The sequence below is a fragment of the Streptomyces sp. NPDC006435 genome, assembly GCF_040612315.1.
Lineage (GTDB): Bacteria > Actinomycetota > Actinomycetes > Streptomycetales > Streptomycetaceae > Streptomyces.
The window spans coordinates 333,239-349,713 of sequence record NZ_JBEXPY010000002.1; the positions used below are offsets into that span (position 1 = coordinate 333,239).

Annotated in this window: 13 protein-coding genes and 1 riboswitch; of the genes, 7 read left to right on the plus strand and 6 right to left on the minus strand. The window is 70.8% G+C overall.

Annotated elements, in window-relative coordinates:
* Window positions 1-212: 212 nt before the first annotated feature.
* Together ABZZ04_RS03765 and thrC are read right to left on the minus strand one after the other, a co-directional pair.
* Complete coding sequence (locus tag ABZZ04_RS03765; protein WP_356930554.1) at window positions 213-491, minus strand: ubiquitin-like small modifier protein 1; 279 nt, start codon at window positions 489-491, stop codon at window positions 213-215.
* Window positions 492-522: 31 nt separating this feature from the next.
* Entirely contained in the window at window positions 523-1,815 is a 1,293-nt protein-coding gene (gene thrC / locus ABZZ04_RS03770; protein ID WP_356930555.1) for a threonine synthase, read from the minus strand.
* 18 nt (window positions 1,816-1,833) lie between these two features.
* Window positions 1,834-1,961, minus strand: a riboswitch (SAM riboswitch).
* A 154-nt stretch (window positions 1,962-2,115) separates the two neighbouring features.
* On the opposite strand from thrC, the gene ABZZ04_RS03775 reads away from it, so the two are divergent.
* Complete coding sequence (locus ABZZ04_RS03775) at window positions 2,116-3,078, plus strand: glucosyl-3-phosphoglycerate synthase (protein WP_356930556.1); 963 nt, start codon at window positions 2,116-2,118, stop codon at window positions 3,076-3,078.
* Between the two features lie 54 nt (window positions 3,079-3,132).
* Window positions 3,133-4,548 carry a trehalose-6-phosphate synthase gene (locus ABZZ04_RS03780; protein WP_356930557.1) on the plus strand — a complete coding sequence of 472 codons (1,416 nt, stop codon included), beginning with the start codon at window positions 3,133-3,135 and terminating at the stop codon, window positions 4,546-4,548.
* Between the two features lie 225 nt (window positions 4,549-4,773).
* Here ABZZ04_RS03780 and ABZZ04_RS03785 read toward each other — a convergent pair whose 3' ends face one another.
* The 4 genes from ABZZ04_RS03785 to ABZZ04_RS03800 form a co-directional block, all read right to left on the minus strand.
* On the minus strand, window positions 4,774-7,515 hold the full coding sequence (locus ABZZ04_RS03785; protein WP_356930558.1) for an AAA family ATPase: 2,742 nt from the start codon (window positions 7,513-7,515) through the stop codon (window positions 4,774-4,776).
* A 476-nt stretch (window positions 7,516-7,991) separates the two neighbouring features.
* The gene (gene otsB, locus ABZZ04_RS03790) at window positions 7,992-8,882 is read right to left on the minus strand and encodes a trehalose-phosphatase (RefSeq protein ID WP_356930559.1); all 891 of its coding nucleotides are present in this window, start codon (window positions 8,880-8,882) and stop codon (window positions 7,992-7,994) included.
* Between the two features lie 276 nt (window positions 8,883-9,158).
* Window positions 9,159-9,416, minus strand: a complete 258-nt coding sequence (locus ABZZ04_RS03795; protein ID WP_356930560.1) for a DUF3263 domain-containing protein — start codon at window positions 9,414-9,416, stop codon at window positions 9,159-9,161.
* 80 nt (window positions 9,417-9,496) lie between these two features.
* Window positions 9,497-10,792, minus strand: coding sequence for an extracellular solute-binding protein (locus tag ABZZ04_RS03800; protein WP_356930561.1), 1,296 nt, complete (start codon window positions 10,790-10,792; stop codon window positions 9,497-9,499).
* A gap of 268 nt (window positions 10,793-11,060) precedes the next feature.
* Here ABZZ04_RS03800 and ABZZ04_RS03805 point away from each other — a divergent pair, with 268 nt between their 5' ends.
* The 5 genes from ABZZ04_RS03805 (at window position 11,061) to ABZZ04_RS03825 (ending at window position 16,414) form a co-directional block, all read left to right on the plus strand.
* Window positions 11,061-11,969, plus strand: a complete 909-nt coding sequence (locus tag ABZZ04_RS03805; RefSeq protein WP_356930562.1) for a sugar isomerase — start codon at window positions 11,061-11,063, stop codon at window positions 11,967-11,969.
* A gap of 218 nt (window positions 11,970-12,187) precedes the next feature.
* Window positions 12,188-13,120 carry an ROK family protein gene (locus ABZZ04_RS03810; RefSeq protein ID WP_356930563.1) on the plus strand — a complete coding sequence of 311 codons (933 nt, stop codon included), beginning with the start codon at window positions 12,188-12,190 and terminating at the stop codon, window positions 13,118-13,120.
* Complete coding sequence (gene nagA / locus ABZZ04_RS03815) at window positions 13,120-14,274, plus strand: N-acetylglucosamine-6-phosphate deacetylase (RefSeq protein WP_356930564.1); 1,155 nt, start codon at window positions 13,120-13,122, stop codon at window positions 14,272-14,274. The genes ABZZ04_RS03810 and nagA overlap by 1 nt, the downstream gene beginning before the upstream one ends.
* 230 nt (window positions 14,275-14,504) lie before the next feature.
* Complete coding sequence (locus ABZZ04_RS03820) at window positions 14,505-15,497, plus strand: 1-phosphofructokinase family hexose kinase (RefSeq protein ID WP_356930565.1); 993 nt, start codon at window positions 14,505-14,507, stop codon at window positions 15,495-15,497.
* Between the two features lie 65 nt (window positions 15,498-15,562).
* Window positions 15,563-16,414, plus strand: a complete 852-nt coding sequence (locus tag ABZZ04_RS03825; protein ID WP_356930566.1) for a class II fructose-bisphosphate aldolase — start codon at window positions 15,563-15,565, stop codon at window positions 16,412-16,414.
* The last annotated feature ends 61 nt before the right edge of the window (window positions 16,415-16,475 follow it).

Consider the following 16,475-nt stretch of genomic DNA (forward strand, 5'->3'; position numbering starts at 1 on the left):
ACTTATGGCGCAAGGAGTTCGAGCACTTTGGCTGCATCTTGTCGCGACGCGGCGCATTCTCATATGCGGGCGGTACGGGCAGCTGGGGGGACTTCCCACACTCTACCGCGCTCAACCATGCAGAATTGCCCCCTCCGTTTCAAACCCGGAGAGGTTTGAAACCGGAGAGGGCAATTCCGTTCGGGTGATTCGGCGTGCGGCCCGACGAGCCGTCAGCAGCCGCCCGCGACGGCCGGGATGATCGAGATGCCGGCGCCGTCCGGCGTGGCCGTCTCCAGACCGCTCTCGAAGCGCACGTCGTCGTCGTTGACGTAGACGTTCACGAAGCGGCGCAGCTTGCCCTGGTCGTCCAGGACGCGGGCGGCGATGCCCGGGTGGTCCTTCTCCAGGGACTCGATGACCTGGGAGAGGGTCGCGCCCTCCGCCGGGACCTCGGCCCGGCCGCCCGTGTAGGTGCGGAGAATGGTGGGGATGCGGACGTTCACGCTCATGATCGGGTGCCCTTCCTGAAGTCTCGGGTGGTCAGCTGGTGGCGAGGCCCGCGGCGCGGAACGCGTCCAGGCTGGGGCGGATCGTCGCGGTCGCCTGCGAGGTGGCGGCCACCGCGTCGAGGGTCTTGAGGCCGTCGCCCGTGTTGAGGACGACGGTGGTCAGCGTCGGGTCGATGACACCGGCCTCGATGAGCTTCTTCGTCACGCCGACCGTCACCCCGCCCGCCGTCTCCGCGAAGATCCCCTCGGTGCGGGCCAGCAGCTTGATGGCGTCGACCACCTGCTCGTCGTCCACGTCCTCCACCGCGCCACCGGTGCGACGGGCGATGTCCAGGACGTACGGGCCGTCGGCCGGGTTGCCGATGGCGAGGGACTTGGCGATGGTGTTCGGCTTCTGCGGCCGCACGACGTCGTGACCGGCCTTGAAGGCGGCGGAGACCGGGGAGCAGCCCTCGGCCTGGGCGCCGAAGATCTTGTACGGCTTGTCCTCGACCAGGCCCAGCTTGATCAGCTCGCGCAACCCCTTGTCGATCTTCGTGAGCTGGGAGCCGGACGCGATCGGGATGACGATCTGGTCGGGCAGCCGCCAGCCGAGCTGCTCGCAGATCTCGTACGCCAGGGTCTTGGAGCCCTCGCCGTAGTACGGGCGGAGGTTGACGTTGACGAAGCCCCAGCCCTCGCCGAGCGGGTCGCCGATGAGCTCCGAGCAGAAGCGGTTGACGTCGTCGTAGTTGCCCTCGATGCCGACCAGCTCACCGCCGTACACCGCGGCCATGACGACCTTGCCCTGCTCCAGGTCGTGCGGGATGAACACGCAGGAGCGGAAGCCCGCGCGGGCGGCGGCGGCGCCCACCGCACCGGCGAGGTTGCCGGTGGAGGAGCAGGACAGGGTGGTGAAGCCGAAGGCGCGGGCGGCCTCGACGGCGATCGCGACGACCCGGTCCTTGAAGGAGTGCGTCGGGTTGCCGGAGTCGTCCTTGACGTACAGGCCGCCGGTGACGCCCAGCTCGCGGGCGAGGTTGTCGGCCTTGACCAGCTTGGTGAAGCCGGGGTTGATGTTGGGCTTGTCCGCGACGTCCGCGGGGACCGGCAGCAGCGGCGCGTAGCGCCAGATGTTGTTCGGGCCCGCCTCGATGCGCTTCCTCAGCTCGTCGGGGGAACCGCTCGGCAGGTCGTACGCCACTTCGAGCGGCCCGAAACAGGAGGCGCAGGCGAAGATGGGGCCGAGGTCGAAGCGCTCGCCGCACTCGCGGCAGGAAAGCGCCGCGGCGGGGCCGAGGTCGACGGAGGATTCGGTGTTCGCTGCAACAGTCTGCACAGCCATGATGGCGGAGGCCCTTTCTCCTCATCTTCCTTGTGACGCACTTCGCCACAAGACGGAATTGGCACCTTCCCCACCGTGTCCTCGCGGCCGGCAGGAGGGTTGCCGGGACTTCAACGGGCCGTTCCCTCAGTCCCTCTGGATGAGCTCTTTGGCACCGGATCTTCGATCCGGGCGTTTATTGGCAGATGGACCCCGACATGCGACGGTCATCCGCGTTGTTCAAGACTGTAACCGAAGCACCAGGCTGTCGAGACAGCAGTCCGAACCGCGAGATGGATCACATAACAGGGAGTATCGACCGTGCTGGAAGAGGTCGAACGCTGGCTGGCCGGGCGTTCCTGGTCGGCCGCCGACCGTCCGTTGGAGCGTCTGCTGGCCGCCAAGGCCGCGGACCCGCGCCGCGGGAGCGTGAGCGTGGTGCTGCCCGCGCTCGACGAGGAGGCGACGGTCGGCGACATCGTCACGACGATCCGGCGCGAGCTGATGGAGAAGGTCCATCTGGTGGACGAGCTCGTGGTGATCGACTCCGGTTCCACGGACGCCACCTCCCGGGTGGCCCGGGAGGCCGGCGCCCGGGTGGTGCACCGCGACTCGATACTCCCCCGGATACCCGCCGTGCCCGGCAAGGGCGAGGTGCTGTGGCGGTCCCTCCTGGTCACCGGCGGCGACATCGTCTGCTTCGTCGACGCCGACCTGAAGGACTTCTCGGCCGACTTCGTCTCCGGCATCGTCGGCCCGCTGCTGACCGACCCGGACGTGCAGTTCGTGAAGGCGATGTACGACCGCCCCTTCGGGGACGGCACCGGCGGGGCGGCGGCCCAGGGCGGCCGGGTGACCGAGCTGGTGGCCCGCCCGCTGCTGAATCTGCACTGGCCGCAGCTGGCCGGTTTCGTCCAGCCGCTGGGCGGCGAGTACGCCGTGCGCCGCTCCCTGCTCGAACAGCTGCCGTTCCCCGTCGGCTACGGGGTGGAGCTGGGGCTGCTGGTCGACGCGCTGCACACGGTGGGGCTGGACGCGCTGGCCCAGGTGGACGTGGGAGTGCGCAGGCACCGGCACCAGGACGGGCAGGCGCTGGGCCGGATGGCGGCAGCGATCTACCGGACCGCTCAACTGCGCCTGTCACGGGGCCACTTGGTGCGCCCCGCGCTCACCCAGTTCGAGCGGGGCCCGGACGGCTTCGTGCCGCGCACCCACGCCGTGGACACCGAGGAGCGGCCCCCGATGCGCGAGATCGAGGAGTACGTTTCGCGCCGCGCGGCCTGAACCGGCCCGACTTCGCACGTTTGGGCGGTTCGTGATCGGGCTAGATTCCGCAACATGGCCTCCGACCACGAAGCCCAGTCCCCTGCCCGTTCTCCTGCCCGGCCCTCCGCCCAGGTTCTCGTCGCCTCCAACCGCGGCCCGGTGTCGTACACCCTGGAAACGGACGGGTCGCTCGACGCGAGACGGGGCGGCGGGGGCCTGGTCTCCGGGCTGAGCGCCGTCGAGGACAAGCTGTGGGTGTGCGCCGCGCTCGGCGACGGGGACCGGGAGGCGGTCCGGCGCGGGGTCGGCGAGCCGGGCGTGCGGATGCTCGACATCGACGCGGACGTCCACGCGGACGCGTACAACGGCATCGCGAACTCGGTGCTCTGGTTCGTCCACCACATGCTGTACCAGACGCCGCTGGAGCCGGTCTTCGACGCGGGGTTCCGGCAGCAGTGGGCCTCGTTCGAGACCTACAACCGGGCCTTCGCCGAGGCGCTCGCCGAGGAGGCCGGGCCGGGCGCGGCGGTGCTGGTGCAGGACTACCACCTGGCGCTGGTGCCCGGCATGCTCCGCACGCTCCGCCCCGACCTGCGGATCGGGCACTTCTCGCACACCCCGTGGGCGCCCGTCGACTACTTCCGGCTGCTGCCCGACGACATCGCCGAGCAGTTGCTGCGCGGCATCCTGGGCGCGGACCGGGCCGCCTTCCTGACCCGGCGCTGGGCCGACGCGTTCGTCGACTGCTGCACCCGGATCGTGGGCGGCACCGGCCGGACCGAGGTCGGGGTGCACGGCCTCGGCGCGGACGCGGACTTCCTGCGTCGCCGCGCGCACGAGGCGGACGTGGACGAGCGGATGGCGGCACTGCGCGAGCAGGCCGGCCCCGGCCGGAGGACGATCGTACGGGTGGACCGGACGGAGCTCTCCAAGAACATCGTGCGCGGCCTGCTCGCCTACCGGGCGCTCCTCGACGACCGCCCCGAGTGGCGCGAGCGGGTGGTCCACGTGGCGTTCGCGTACCCCTCCCGGCAGGACCTCGCGGTGTACCGGGACTACACGGACGAGGTACGGCGGGTCGCCGACGAGATCAACACCGCGTACGGCACGGCGGGCTGGACTCCGGTGGTGCTGCACGTCAAGGACGACTTCGCCCGCTCGCTCGCCGCGTACCGGCTGGCCGACGTGGCACTCGTCAACCCGATCCGCGACGGCATGAACCTGGTCGCCAAGGAGATCCCGGTGGTCTCCGACCACGGCTGCGCGCTGGTGCTGTCGCGGGAGGCGGGGGCGTACGAGGAACTGGGCGGCGACGCGGTGGTGGTGAACCCGTACGACGTCTCCGCGACGGCGGCGGCGCTGCACGAGGCGCTGACGATGGCGGAGGACGAGCGGGCCGCGCGCACGGAACGGCTGGCCGCGGCGGCGGTCGCGCTGCCGCCGCAGCAGTGGTTCCTGGACCAGTTGGACGCGTTGCGGCGGGGCTGAGGGCCGGTACCGCAGGGCCGCCCCGGTCGGGCGGTCCTCGGCCATGTGGCCCCGGTCGTGCGGCGGCCCCGGGCGGTCCTCGGTCGTGCGGCCCCGGGCGGCTCAGATGTGTTCGGCCAGGGCCGCCAGGAAACCGACGACCGCGGCCGGGCCAATGCTCGGACGAGAACATCCTGACACCGGATGGGGACGACTGCAGCGGTCCCACCCATGTAGTCCCAAATCTCAGCCCCGCACTACTCGGGCCCGCCCCCTGGTCCGGAAACCGAGGGCGTGCCGGTAGATCTCCGGAAGACGGTATCGTCCATCGTTGTCCCTGGCCAAGGCTCCAGCCTCCTCCAGCTGCACGATGCCATTAGCATCGAGGCCCACGGCTTCCGCCTCGAAGGGCATCACCACCTCATCAGCCCTGGAGCCGACGGACCGCAGCAGATTCCCAAGGCTCGGGTTCTCCTGTTGCAATTCCTTCAGCTTCTCAGCACTGCAACGCACCAGAGCCATGCGCAGTGCGGACGGACTGAGCAACCGGTCCGGCCAGTCCTCATCGTTCATGGACAGCTCTGCTGCGTCTCGGAGAAAGCGAACGACGTCACGGGCCTGTACTTGCTCGTTGAAGTCGGCCAGGGCAGCAGGAACCCACCGTTCGGTCCATGCCTCCCGTGAGTTGTCCCGGCCGAGCTTCGCACCCCAAACTGGAATCAGGGCTTGGACCACGGCGTCAGGCGCCATCAGGGCCAATTCCTCTTCTGGCTGGTGTACCGCTCCGGCCGTGGTCGCCACCCAAAGAGCAAGACGCAATGCTTCGTGCGCGTCCCAGCGCAGTTCATAGGGGTCGTACCGATCAAGGAACTGACCAACGTTCTGACGCAGCGAGTACCGGACCAGATCTTTGCGGGCAAAGATCACCAGCCCGAGTCGCCGACTGCGCATCATACGGAACCAGTCCGGAACATCCGTGAACAAGGTACGCAGTGCCATGCGCTTGGCCTGCGCATCGGATTCAAGGTCCTGGAAGAAGTCCTCCAGCCCGTCAAACACGAAGAGGACAGGCTTTGAGAGGTTGCGATGCAGTAGCACTTCCTCCGCGTTCGCTTCCAGCGCACCGGGTCCATCGGCTGCCACAGCCATACATTGCAGCCAGGTCGAACGCCAGAATCGCTGATCCTCACGGCGTTCGCTGTCCAGCGCGTCCTGGAGAAGCGAGCGGATGTCGTCCGGACGTGCACCCTGCCCCCCGGCCGAACGGTCCCGTAGTGCCTGCGGGCCTTCGGACGAGGCGCCGGAACCGTACTGGTCCATGTTTCCAGGGTCAAGGACTGGCACTACTGGCGCGTCGGCCTGTACCGATTCCTGTGCGTGCTCGGCGAAGGCAGCCCATCGGGCCGCCGCACACAGTCGTGCGTAGGTAAAGGTCTTTCCCGCACCCTTCGCTCCAACGACGACCGTAACCGGCAGGCTCGTACGGTGGTCGCCCACCAACCTGCGAAGAGGCTCCGTTGACAAGAACCCGAGGCCGCTGTCAAGACCGCTTCGTTCCGCGAAGACCAGGGAACGTGCTCTTTTATGAAGTGCCCCCCTGCGCTCTTCCAAACTGCCTTCGCTCTCTGAAAGGGGCCCACCGTCCAGAGGGGGCACCGGAAGTTCCGGAACCAGCTTCCCCACCAGTTCACTCACACCGCATCGCCGTACGACATCGATCACGTCGTCCCAGCTCCGGGGCAGTGCGAGCAGCTCTTCACGGAACGGGCTGAGTAGCGGCTCCGCCCGGACTAGTGAGTCGACATCACCAGTATCGAGTCCATCGGCGTCACCGCTTTCCAGGCCTTGCGACTGTTCCTGATACCTGGCGGTGAAGCATTCCAGCGACGCCGCCAGGCGTGCCTTGGCTTGCTCGGCCTCCGCTGTGTGCGCATCAAGTCGGTACTGGGTCACGACGGCTGCCGGGGCCGGATCCGTCCCCTCCAGAGAAGGAGCCTTGTTCCCGAGCTGGCAGATGAGTTGCTCTGTCCCTTCCAGAGACTGGCTGCTCAGTGTCGTAACGAATACGCGCTGTATCCGCGGGTCCAGCAATACAGGTGCGGACAGCTCAGAGGCACCAGCACGCAGGTCGACGAGAACGGTATCCAGGCCCGCCTCTGCAGCAAGTTCCGCCAGCGACTCGGTCAGAAAGTACGCGGGACGGTCCTTCGTGATCAGGTGAGCGGGCTCGATACGAGGCGGCCCCAGCCGAAGTCTCCTGCTGGCCGGCAGGACGACCAGGGACCCTCCCTCGCGATGACGTGCCACCTCCTGATTCGCCAGGTACGGGGCAGCAATGGCGATCGCCTCCTGCTGGCCGCCTCGCGGCGTACCGTGCAGCAGCGCCAACACATCCTCGTAGGCAATATCGCATGCTCCGCCTTGCGCCTGGTACATCCAGGTAATGCCGGGAGCTTCCAGATCCCCGTCCACAAGCAGTACCCGGCGCCCGCGCCTGGCCAGTTCGTCGGCCAACGCAACCGCGTGAACAGTGCGCCCTGCTCCTCCCTTGAACGAGTGAAAGGCCAGCATCTGCACGTCGGAAACAAACGAGTTCTGCGTGGGTCGCTCCATGAAGTCGGCGAGCTCCGCAGTGATGCGCCGTTCCATCAGGCGTGGGTCACGACGGCTGCGCACGTACTCCGTGTCAGGAAGCAACGTCACCGGCAGTCCGGTTGCTTCCACCTCGGCCGGGCGATCCAACGCAAGGACCAGCCCCCCCGGGTTGCCGAGGGATGAACCCGTTCCGAAGACGTCATCCAGCCATCGGCGGACGTCTGGCTCCCCCGTACCGGACCGGACCGTCAGCTCCAGACCGTCCCACCAAGCGTCGGCCTCCATCAGCCAGTCCGGCCACCGTCCCTCAGCCGCCTCGGCCGACAGACGTTCATCGACATCTACCCAAGTGAACAGATTAACTGCCTCGACAGCCCGGTAGGTTTCCGCCATCGTCACTCTGCTCCCGTCCTGGACCCTGCGATCAGTGTGCGCAGCGCCTGCAATGCCCGCGCTTCATCATCCGGATTCAAGTCCGCGCCGTAACGCCATGCCTGGTGAAGGCTCGGCGGATCGACGGGGGCAGGCTGTACCGCCCCCTGCGTGGCACCGCTTCGGGCGGTCTTTCGCCGACAGGGGGTCAGCCCGGTCTGTGTCGGTGCGGACAGCCGTAGTTCCTTCGCCAACGCGCGCAGATCGTGATTACGCAGGTACCCGGGGAGCTGTGATGTGTCCCGGCTCCCGTTCATAGCCAGAATCTCGGCTTTGAGCCCGCATTCCGCACTGTAGAAGAGCATCAGGCCAGCAGTCTGCGGGTCTCCTTCGTCCTGGGCCGACTTGGCTCTACGCTCCAGCCTGTCCCGGCTCCTTCGTAGCTGTCTCACCCCAACATCCACCATGCCCAGGAATCCTACCGACCTAGTAATCGCTCAGATGTGTTCGGCCAGGGCCGCCAGGAAACCGACGACCGCGGCGGGTCCGGCCAGGCGCAGGTCGGCCCGGTCCGCCAGTTCCGGCACCTCCGCGCCGCCGCTGCACACCAGGAGCCCCGGGATGCCGTCGGGGCCGGCGGTGCGGAGCTTCTCCACCGCGGCGTACGCCGCGAGGTCGCCGAGGTCGTCGCCCGCGTACAGCACGGACTCGGCGTCCGTCTCCCGTACGTACCGGGCGAGCGCGACGCCCTTGTCCACGCCCGGCGGGCGCAGCTCCAGGACGAGTTTGCCGGGTTCCACGACGAGTCCGTGCCGGGCGGCCAGCTCGCCCAGGGGGGCGCGCAGGGCGTCGAACGCGGCCTGCGGGTCGGAGGCGCGGCGGGTGTGGACGGCGATCGCCTGTCCCTTCTCCTCGGTCCAGGTGCCGTGCCAGGAGCCGGCCCGGTCCAGCACGCCGGGGAGTTCGGCGCGGACCGCGGCGAGGCCGGGGTGCGGGGCCGGGGCGTGGACGGTGCCGGTGACGGCGTCCCAGCGTTCGGCGCCGTAGTGGCCGAGGACGACGAGGTGGTCGAGGCCGGGAACCCCGGCGAAGCCGCCGTGCCGGACCGCGACCCCGGCCGGGCGGCCGGTGATCACGGCGACGGAGGCCACCTTCGGGGCGAGCGCGGCCAGTGCGGGGACGGCTCCGGGGTGGGCGCGGGCCTGTTCCGGGTCGGGAACGATGTCGGCGAGGGTGCCGTCGAAGTCGAGTGCGACGACGGCGCGGTCGGGGCGCGCGAGGATCGCGGCGAGAGCCTCCCGGCCCGGTGCGGTGGTGGGGTTCGGGAGCTCGGACGGGGTCCCGCTCGGCGCGGATGCGGGTGCGCGTTCTTCCGGGTTGCTGCCCATGGGGCGAGCCTATAAGAGGGCCTGGCAGTAGGTAGCGCGGGTGAAGGAGCGGGGCTGAGGTGCGTGCATCGCAAGGCGGAGGATTGAGGCAGATGGGGTCTCCCCTGCTCGAGCGGAGCCGAGAGCTCGGGGAAGGAGCCATGGTGATTGACGACAACGCCGCGAGGTGCGTGCCTCAGCCCCGCGACGCCGCGGGACCTACTGCCGGGCCCTCTGAGCCGGGGCGCGGGGGCGAACCTGTTGCGACGTTTCGGGGCGTTGCCCTCGGGGTGTGTTTCAGCGGCGGTCCCGGCGGGCGTCGCGCACCCGGCGCAGGCGGTTCACCGTCACCGGGTCCTCCGCCAGGGCGCGGCGGTCGTCGAGGAGCGCGTTCAGCAGTTGGTAGTAGCGCGTGGGCGAGATGCCGAGCTGCTCACGGATGGCCCGCTCCTTCGCGCCGGGCCCCGCCCACGACTGCCGTTCGACGGCGAGCACGGCGCGGTCCCTGTCGGAGAGTCCGTCCGGGTCGTCGGGGCCGTGCGTGGGGGCGGTCATATCAGCCAACATAACGCCCGTCCGGCGGACCGCCACCTGCCGAGGGCGGGCCCCGGAGGGCCTGCCCGCCGGGTGACGCCCTACTTCGCGCGCTCCGCCGCGGCCGAATCGCGCGCGATCCGTCCCAGCACGTTCTCGGGGCTGCCGCCCGGTTCGACCGCCCTGCCGATGTTCTCCTTGATCGACTCGCTGGTCCGGGCCCAGGAGGTCTTGCCGTACGGGTAGAACTCCGATTCCGGCAGCGCGGCCAGGAACTTCCACAGCGGCTTGTACGCGGGGTCGGACTCCATGGCCGCCGAGGCGCTGTCGGTGGTCGGGAGCAGGTCGTACTCGTCGGCGAAGTCGATGACGTTCTCGTCGGTGAACAGGTAGTCGAAGAACTTGCCCAGCTCCGCGCGGTGGCCGTTCTGCTTGAAGCCCATGATCCAGTCGGCCACGCCCAGCGAGCCCCTGGCGGGGCCGTCGGCGCCGGGCATCGGCACCATGCCGACGGGGACGCCCTTGCGCTCGGCCTCCTGCATCAGCGTCGGATGGCCGTTCAGCATGCCGACCTCGCCGTCGGTGAACGCGGCGAACGCCTTCGCCCGGTCGAGCTTCTCGGGGGCGACGGGGCCGACGAGGCCCCGGCCGACCAGCTTCGCCTTCAGCCATTCGAGGGTCTCGACGTTCTCGGCCGAGTCGATGTCGTACGAGCCGCTGTCGTCGAGGTAGCCGCCCTTCCCGCCGAGCAGCCACATCATGGTCTCGGCCTGGGCCTCCTCCTGGCCGAGCGGCAGGGCGAACGGGTAGGTCACCCCGCGCTGCCCGAGCACCGCCGCGTCGGCGCGGATGTCCTCCCAGGTCCGCGGGGCGTCGAGGCCCGCCTGTGCGAAGAGCTTCTTGTTGTAGAAGAGCAGCCGGGTGCTGGCGACGAACGGCAGCCCGTACTGGGTGCGGTCCACGCTGCCCGCCTCGGCCAGGCGCGGCAGGAAGTTGGCCTGGGCCCGGATGGAGAGCATCTCGTCGGCCCGGTAGAGCCTGCCCGCCCTGGCGTAGTCGGCGTACGAGGCGATCTGGGCGATGTCGGGGGCCCGCCCCTTCTTCACCAGCTCGGCGACCTCGCGGTCGATGCCCTTCCAGGGGCGGATGCTGACGTCGACCCTGATGCCGGGGTGGGTCGCCTCGAAGCCCTTCACGATCCCGTTCCAGTACTTCTCGGAACTGTTGGCCGGGCCGGTGCCGTAGTCGGCCGCGACGAGCTTGAGGGTGACGTCCCCCGAGCCGCTGCCGCTGCCGCCCCCGCCCCCGCAGCCCGCCAGTGTCGCCGTCATGCCCAGCGCGGTCACGACCGCGGTCAGTATCCGGTAGCGCAACCGCACAGCCCAGACCGTCCTCATCCATAAGCGTCGTCCGCGTCGGCCACGCCGTCGTGGGGTCCCTGAATGAGCTGCGATCCTGCCCCAGGAGTTCACCGAAGGTCTACACCAAAGTCGGTATCGCTTTCGCAACGCACCGGACAGGTGTGCCGGGCACCCCTGCGGGGCATTGCTCTCGAACTGGGCCTACTGCTAAGTAGGTTCGGGCCCGTCCCCGTTCCGGACGCCGTGCCGCCCCGCACCGCCCCGCCCGCACCGTCACGATCCACGCCGCAAGGAGCCGTTCCGCATGTCGCGTACCGCATCAGAAATCGCCACCCAGCCCGACTGCTGGCGGCGCGCCGCCGAGGCGGGGGCGGCGTTCGACGGGCTGCCGCGGCCGGGCGAGCGCGTCGCGGTCACCGGCTGCGGCACCTCCTGGTTCATGGCCATCGCCTATGCGGCGCTGCGCGAGGCGGCCGGGCAGGGCGAGACGGACGCGTACCCCTCCTCGGAGTTCCCGGTCGGGCGGCCGTACGACCGGGTGGTGGCGATCACCCGCTCCGGTACGACGACCGAGGTGCTGGAGCTGCTGGGCGAACTGCGCGGCAGGGTCGCCACGGTCGCGCTGACCGCCGATCCGGGCACCCCGGTCATGGACGCCGCCGACGCGGTGGCCGTACTGGACTGGGCGGACGAGGATTCAGTGGTCCAGACCCGGTTCGCCACCACCGCGCTGGCCTTCCTGCGGGCCGGCCTGGAGGCGTCGGGCCCGCTTCCGGCCGGGGTGAAGACGGTGGCCGCCGCCGCGGTGGACGCGGAACTGGCGGTGACCGAGCCGCTGGACGAGGCGGTCGTCTCGGCCGAGCAGTGGACGTTCCTGGGGCGCGGCTGGACGTACGGGCTGGCGCAGGAGGCCGGGCTGAAGATGCGCGAGGCGGCCGGCGCCTGGACCGAGTCGTACCCGGCGATGGAGTACCGCCACGGCCCGATCTCGATCACCGGACCGCACCGGGTGGCCTGGGTGTTCGGCCGGCTGCCGGAGGGGCTCGCCGGTGACGTGGCCCGGGTGGGCGGCACGCTGGTCGCGCACCCCTCGGCCGACCCGATGGCGGACCTGATCAGGGCCCAGCGGCTGGCGGTGGAGCTGGCGGAGTCGAAGGGCTACGACCCGGACCGCCCGCGCAACCTCACGCGCAGCGTGATCCTTTCGTCCTGACCCGTCACGGGGCGCCCGGACCGTACCGGGACGTACTCACACGTACCGGCGCGCACCGGAGCGTACCGACGTGCACCGGGGCGTCCCGACACGTCCTGACGCGTCCCCGGGCGCCGCCCCAAGAGGTCGCAATGGTGTGGTCGTGATTTTGTATGGACGCGCAACAAACCGGGATAGTGGACTAGACCTTTTTGGTTCCTCGGGCGAAACTGTTTCCCGTGAAACACGTCATCGCCCTCGATGTGGGCGGCACCGGAATGAAGGCCGCACTGGTCGGGGCCGACGGCACCCTGCTGCACGAGGCGCGGCGGGCGACGGACAGGAAGCGCGGCGCCGACGCCGTCGTGGAGTCGATCCTCTCCTTCGCCGCGGACCTGCGGGCGTACGGCGAGGAGCACTTCGGCGGGAGCGCCGTCGCGGCCGGGGTCGCCGTGCCCGGCATCGTCGACGCCGACAACGGGATCGCGGTCTACGCCGCGAACCTGGGCTGGCGCGACGTGCCCATGCGGCAGTTGCTCGGCGAGCGGCTCGGCGGTCTGCCCGTCGCGCTCGGCCACGACGTGCGCACCGGCGGACTCGCCGAGGGCCGGATCGGCGCGGGCAAGGACGCCGACCGCTTCCTCTTCGTACCGCTGGGCACCGGCATCGCCGGGGCCATCGGCATCGCGGGCACGATCGAGGCGGGCGCGCACGGGTACGCGGGCGAGATCGGGCACATCGTGGTCCGGCCGGACGGGCCGGACTGCGGCTGCGGACAGCGCGGCTGCCTGGAGACCCTGGCCTCCGCCGCCGCCGTCAGCCGTGCCTGGGCCGCCGCGTCCGGCGATCCGGAGGCGGACGCGGCGGACTGCGCGAAGGCCGTCGAGTCCGGCGACCCCGCGGCCGAGGCGGTCTGGCGCAACGCGGTCGACGCACTCGCCGCCGGGCTGGTCACCGCGCTGACGCTGCTCGACCCGAGCACGCTCATCATCGGTGGCGGCCTCGCCGAGGCCGGGGAAACCTTGTTCACACCACTCCGTGCGGCCGTCGAGGAACGGGTCACGTTCCAGAAGCTGCCCCACATCGTCCCGGCGGCCCTCGGGGACACCGCCGGATGCCTGGGCGCAGGGCTGCTCGCCTGGGATCTTCTCTCCACGGAGGTATCCGCCTGATGGCCGGACGCGCAGACAGCACGGTTCTCGCAGGTGCCCGGGTGGTGCTTCCCACCGGGACCGTCGAGGACGGCCGGGTGATCGTCGAAGGCACCCGGATCGCGGGCAGCGCGGCACCGGACGCCCACACCCTCGACCTGAGCGGCCACTGGGTGGTCCCCGGCTTCGTCGACATGCACAACCACGGCGGTGGCGGCGCGTCCTTCACCTCCGGCACCGTGGACGAGGTCCTCACCGGCATCCGCACCCACCGCGAGCACGGCACCACCACCCTGGTCGCCTCCACGGTCACCGGCGAGATGGACTTCCTCGCCCACCGGGCCGGCGTCCTGTCCGAGCTGGTCGAGCAGGGCGACCTGGCCGGCATCCACTTCGAGGGGCCGTTCATCTCGCCGTGCCGCAAGGGCGCGCACAGCGAGGCCCTGCTGCGCCACCCGGACCCGGCCGAGGTCCGCAAGCTGATGGACGCGGCCCGCGGCACCGCGAGGATGTTCACCCTCGCCACCGAACTCCCGGGCGGCATCGACTCGGTGCGGCTGCTCTCCGAGCACGGCGTGATCGCGGCCATCGGCCACACCGACGCCACGTACGAGCAGACCGTCGAGGCGATCGACGCGGGCGCCACTGTCGCCACGCACCTGTTCAACGCCATGCCGCCGCTCGCCCACCGCGACCCCGGCCCGATCGCCGCCCTCCTGGAGGACGAACGGGTCACCGTCGAGCTGATCAACGACGGCACGCACCTGCACCCCGCCGCCCTGGAGCTGGCCTACCACCACGCGGGCGCGCACCGCGTCGCGCTGATCACCGACGCGATGGACGCGGCCGGCTTCGGCGACGGCCGGTACCAGCTCGGCCCGCTCGCGGTCGAGGTCAAGGACGGCGTCGCGCGGCTGGTCGAGGGCAACTCGATCGCGGGCTCCACGCTCACCCTGGACACCGCGTTCCACCGGGCCGTGACCATCGACCGGATCCCGGTCGGCGACGTCGTGGAGTCCATCTCGGCCAACCCGGCACGGCTGCTCGGCGTGTACGACCGGGTCGGCTCGCTGGAGCCGGGCAAGGACGCCGACCTGGTGGTCCTGGACGCGGACTTCGCGCTCAAGGGCGTCATGCGCAGGGGCGAGTGGATCGTCGAGCCCGCACTCGGCTGACGCCCGGCCGACCCGCCCGGCCGGTCCGCCCACCGGTCCCGGGGCACGTGACGGACCGGTTCGGAGGGGTACGTACGGACGGGCCGGAGGGGTACGTAACGAAGAGACGGCGGTTGGTCCGGGGGTCTGGGCCGACCGTCACCTCTTTGGCATGATCGCCTGAGAAACAGCCAGTAAGCGCATACCGTCCACGGTTTCGCGCTCGGACAGGGATCGGGGGAGCGGCCGCGGTGATCCTGACGGTCACGCTGAATACGGCACTCGACCTGACGTACGACGTCCCCAAGCTCGTCCCGCACACCAGTCACCGCGTCGGCGACATCTCCGAGCGCCCCGGGGGCAAGGGGCTCAACGTGGCCCGGGTGCTGTCCGCCCTCGGCCACGAGACCACGGTCACCGGCTTCGCCGGGGGCTCCACCGGGGCCGTACTGCGCGAACTGCTGGCCGGGACGTCGCCGGACGGGTCCGCCCCGACCGGCACCCCGGCCCCGGGGACCGCCCCGGCCCCCTCCCCCGCGCCGATCACCGACGCCCTCGTCACCATCGCCGGGAACACCCGTCGCACGATCGCCGTCGTCGACCGGGCCACCGGCGACACCACCCAGCTCAACGAACCCGGCCCGCTCGTCACCGCCGACGAGTGGACCGCCTTCCTCGGCCGGTACGAGGAGCTCCTCGCCGGGGCCGACGCCGTCGCGCTCTGCGGCAGCCTGCCGCCCGGCATCCACGTCGGCGCCTACGCCGAACTGGTCCGCCCGGCCCGCGCCGCCGGTGTCCCCGTGCTCCTGGACACCAGCGGCGAACCGCTGCGCCGCGGCATCGCCGCCCGCCCCGACCTGATCAAGCCGAACGCCGACGAGCTGGCCCAGCTCACCGGCTCGCGCGATCCGCTGCGCGCCACCCGCGACGCCCGCCGCCGGGGCGCGCACGGGGTCATCGCCTCGCTGGGCCCGGACGGCGTGCTGGCGGTCACCCCCGACGGGATCTGGCAGGCGAGGCCGCCCGCCAAGGTCCTGGGCAACCCGACCGGCGCGGGCGACTCCGCGGTGGCCGGGCTGCTGTCCGGCCTCGTCGAGGGGCTGGGCTGGCCGGACCGGCTGCGGCGGGCGGTGGCACTGTCGACGGCGACCGTGCTCGCCCCGACGGCCGGTGATTTCGACCGCGCGGCGTACGAGGAGCTGCTGCCGCGCGTCGTCATCGAGGAACACGCACCGGCGGCCTGACAGGGCCGCGCCCGTCCCGGACCCGCCGCCCGAGCGGGGGTCCGAAGAAGCACCAAGAGGTCAGCATGCCGCTCGTCAGCACCGGTGAACTCGTCTCCGCCGCCCAGGCCCGGGGACACGGGATCGCCGCCTTCAACGTCATCACGCTGGAGCACGCCGAGGCCATCGCGGCCGGCGCGGAACGCGCCGGGGCGCCCGCCGTCCTGCAGATCTCCGAGAACGCCGTGAAGTTCCACGGCGGACGGCTCTCCGCCATAGCCGCCGCGGCCGCCGCCGTCGCCCGCGCCTGTGACGCCCCGCTCGCGCTCCACCTCGACCACGTCGAGTCCGTGGACCTGCTGCACCGGGCGCACGACGAGGGCTTCGGCTCCGTCATGTTCGACGCGTCCAAGCTGTCGTACGAGGAGAACGTGCGGGCCACGGCCGCCGCGGTGGCCTGGGGCCACGAGCGCGGCATCTGGATCGAGGCCGAGCTCGGCAAGGTCGGCGGCAAGGAGGGCGAGGCCCCGCTCGACGCCCACGCCCCCGGCGTCCGGACCGACCCTGACGAGGCCGCCGCGTACGTCCGCGACACCGGTGTGGACGCGCTGGCCGTCGCGGTCGGCTCCTCGCACGCCATGACCGAGCGCACCGCCGCCCTGGACCACGGGCTGATCGGCCGGCTGCGCGACGCGGTCCCGGTCCCGCTGGTGCTGCACGGCTCCAGCGGCGTCCCGGACGAGGAGATCCGCCGGGCCGTCGCCTCCTCCGGCATGGTCAAGATCAACGTGGGCACGGCCCTGAACACCGCGTTCACCGGCGCGGTCCGCGCGTACCTGGCCGAGAACACCACCGGCGTCGACCCACGCAAGTACATCGCCCCGGGCCGCGAGGCGATGGCCGCGACGGTGGCGAATTTTCTGGCGCTGATGGGCTGAGCCCCCGTACGGAAACGGTCCGGCCCCCACACCCGCGAAGGCGTGGGGGCCGGACCGTTTC

Bases quoted from the DNA above. Each gene is read 5' to 3' on its own strand.
- ABZZ04_RS03765 (WP_356930554.1), bottom strand. From the start codon at position 491: ATGAGCGTGAACGTCCGCATCCCCACCATTCTCCGCACCTACACGGGC.
- thrC (WP_356930555.1), bottom strand. From the start codon at position 1,815: ATGGCTGTGCAGACTGTTGCAGCGAACACCGAATCCTCCGTCGACCTC.
- ABZZ04_RS03780 (WP_356930557.1), top strand. From the start codon at position 3,133: ATGGCCTCCGACCACGAAGCCCAGTCCCCTGCCCGTTCTCCTGCCCGG.
- ABZZ04_RS03785 (WP_356930558.1), bottom strand. From the start codon at position 7,515: ATGGCGGAAACCTACCGGGCTGTCGAGGCAGTTAATCTGTTCACTTGG.
- otsB (WP_356930559.1), bottom strand. From the start codon at position 8,882: ATGGGCAGCAACCCGGAAGAACGCGCACCCGCATCCGCGCCGAGCGGG.
- ABZZ04_RS03795 (WP_356930560.1), bottom strand. From the start codon at position 9,416: ATGACCGCCCCCACGCACGGCCCCGACGACCCGGACGGACTCTCCGAC.
- ABZZ04_RS03800 (WP_356930561.1), bottom strand. From the start codon at position 10,792: ATGAGGACGGTCTGGGCTGTGCGGTTGCGCTACCGGATACTGACCGCG.
- ABZZ04_RS03805 (WP_356930562.1), top strand. From the start codon at position 11,061: ATGTCGCGTACCGCATCAGAAATCGCCACCCAGCCCGACTGCTGGCGG.
- nagA (WP_356930564.1), top strand. From the start codon at position 13,120: ATGGCCGGACGCGCAGACAGCACGGTTCTCGCAGGTGCCCGGGTGGTG.
- ABZZ04_RS03825 (WP_356930566.1), top strand. From the start codon at position 15,563: ATGCCGCTCGTCAGCACCGGTGAACTCGTCTCCGCCGCCCAGGCCCGG.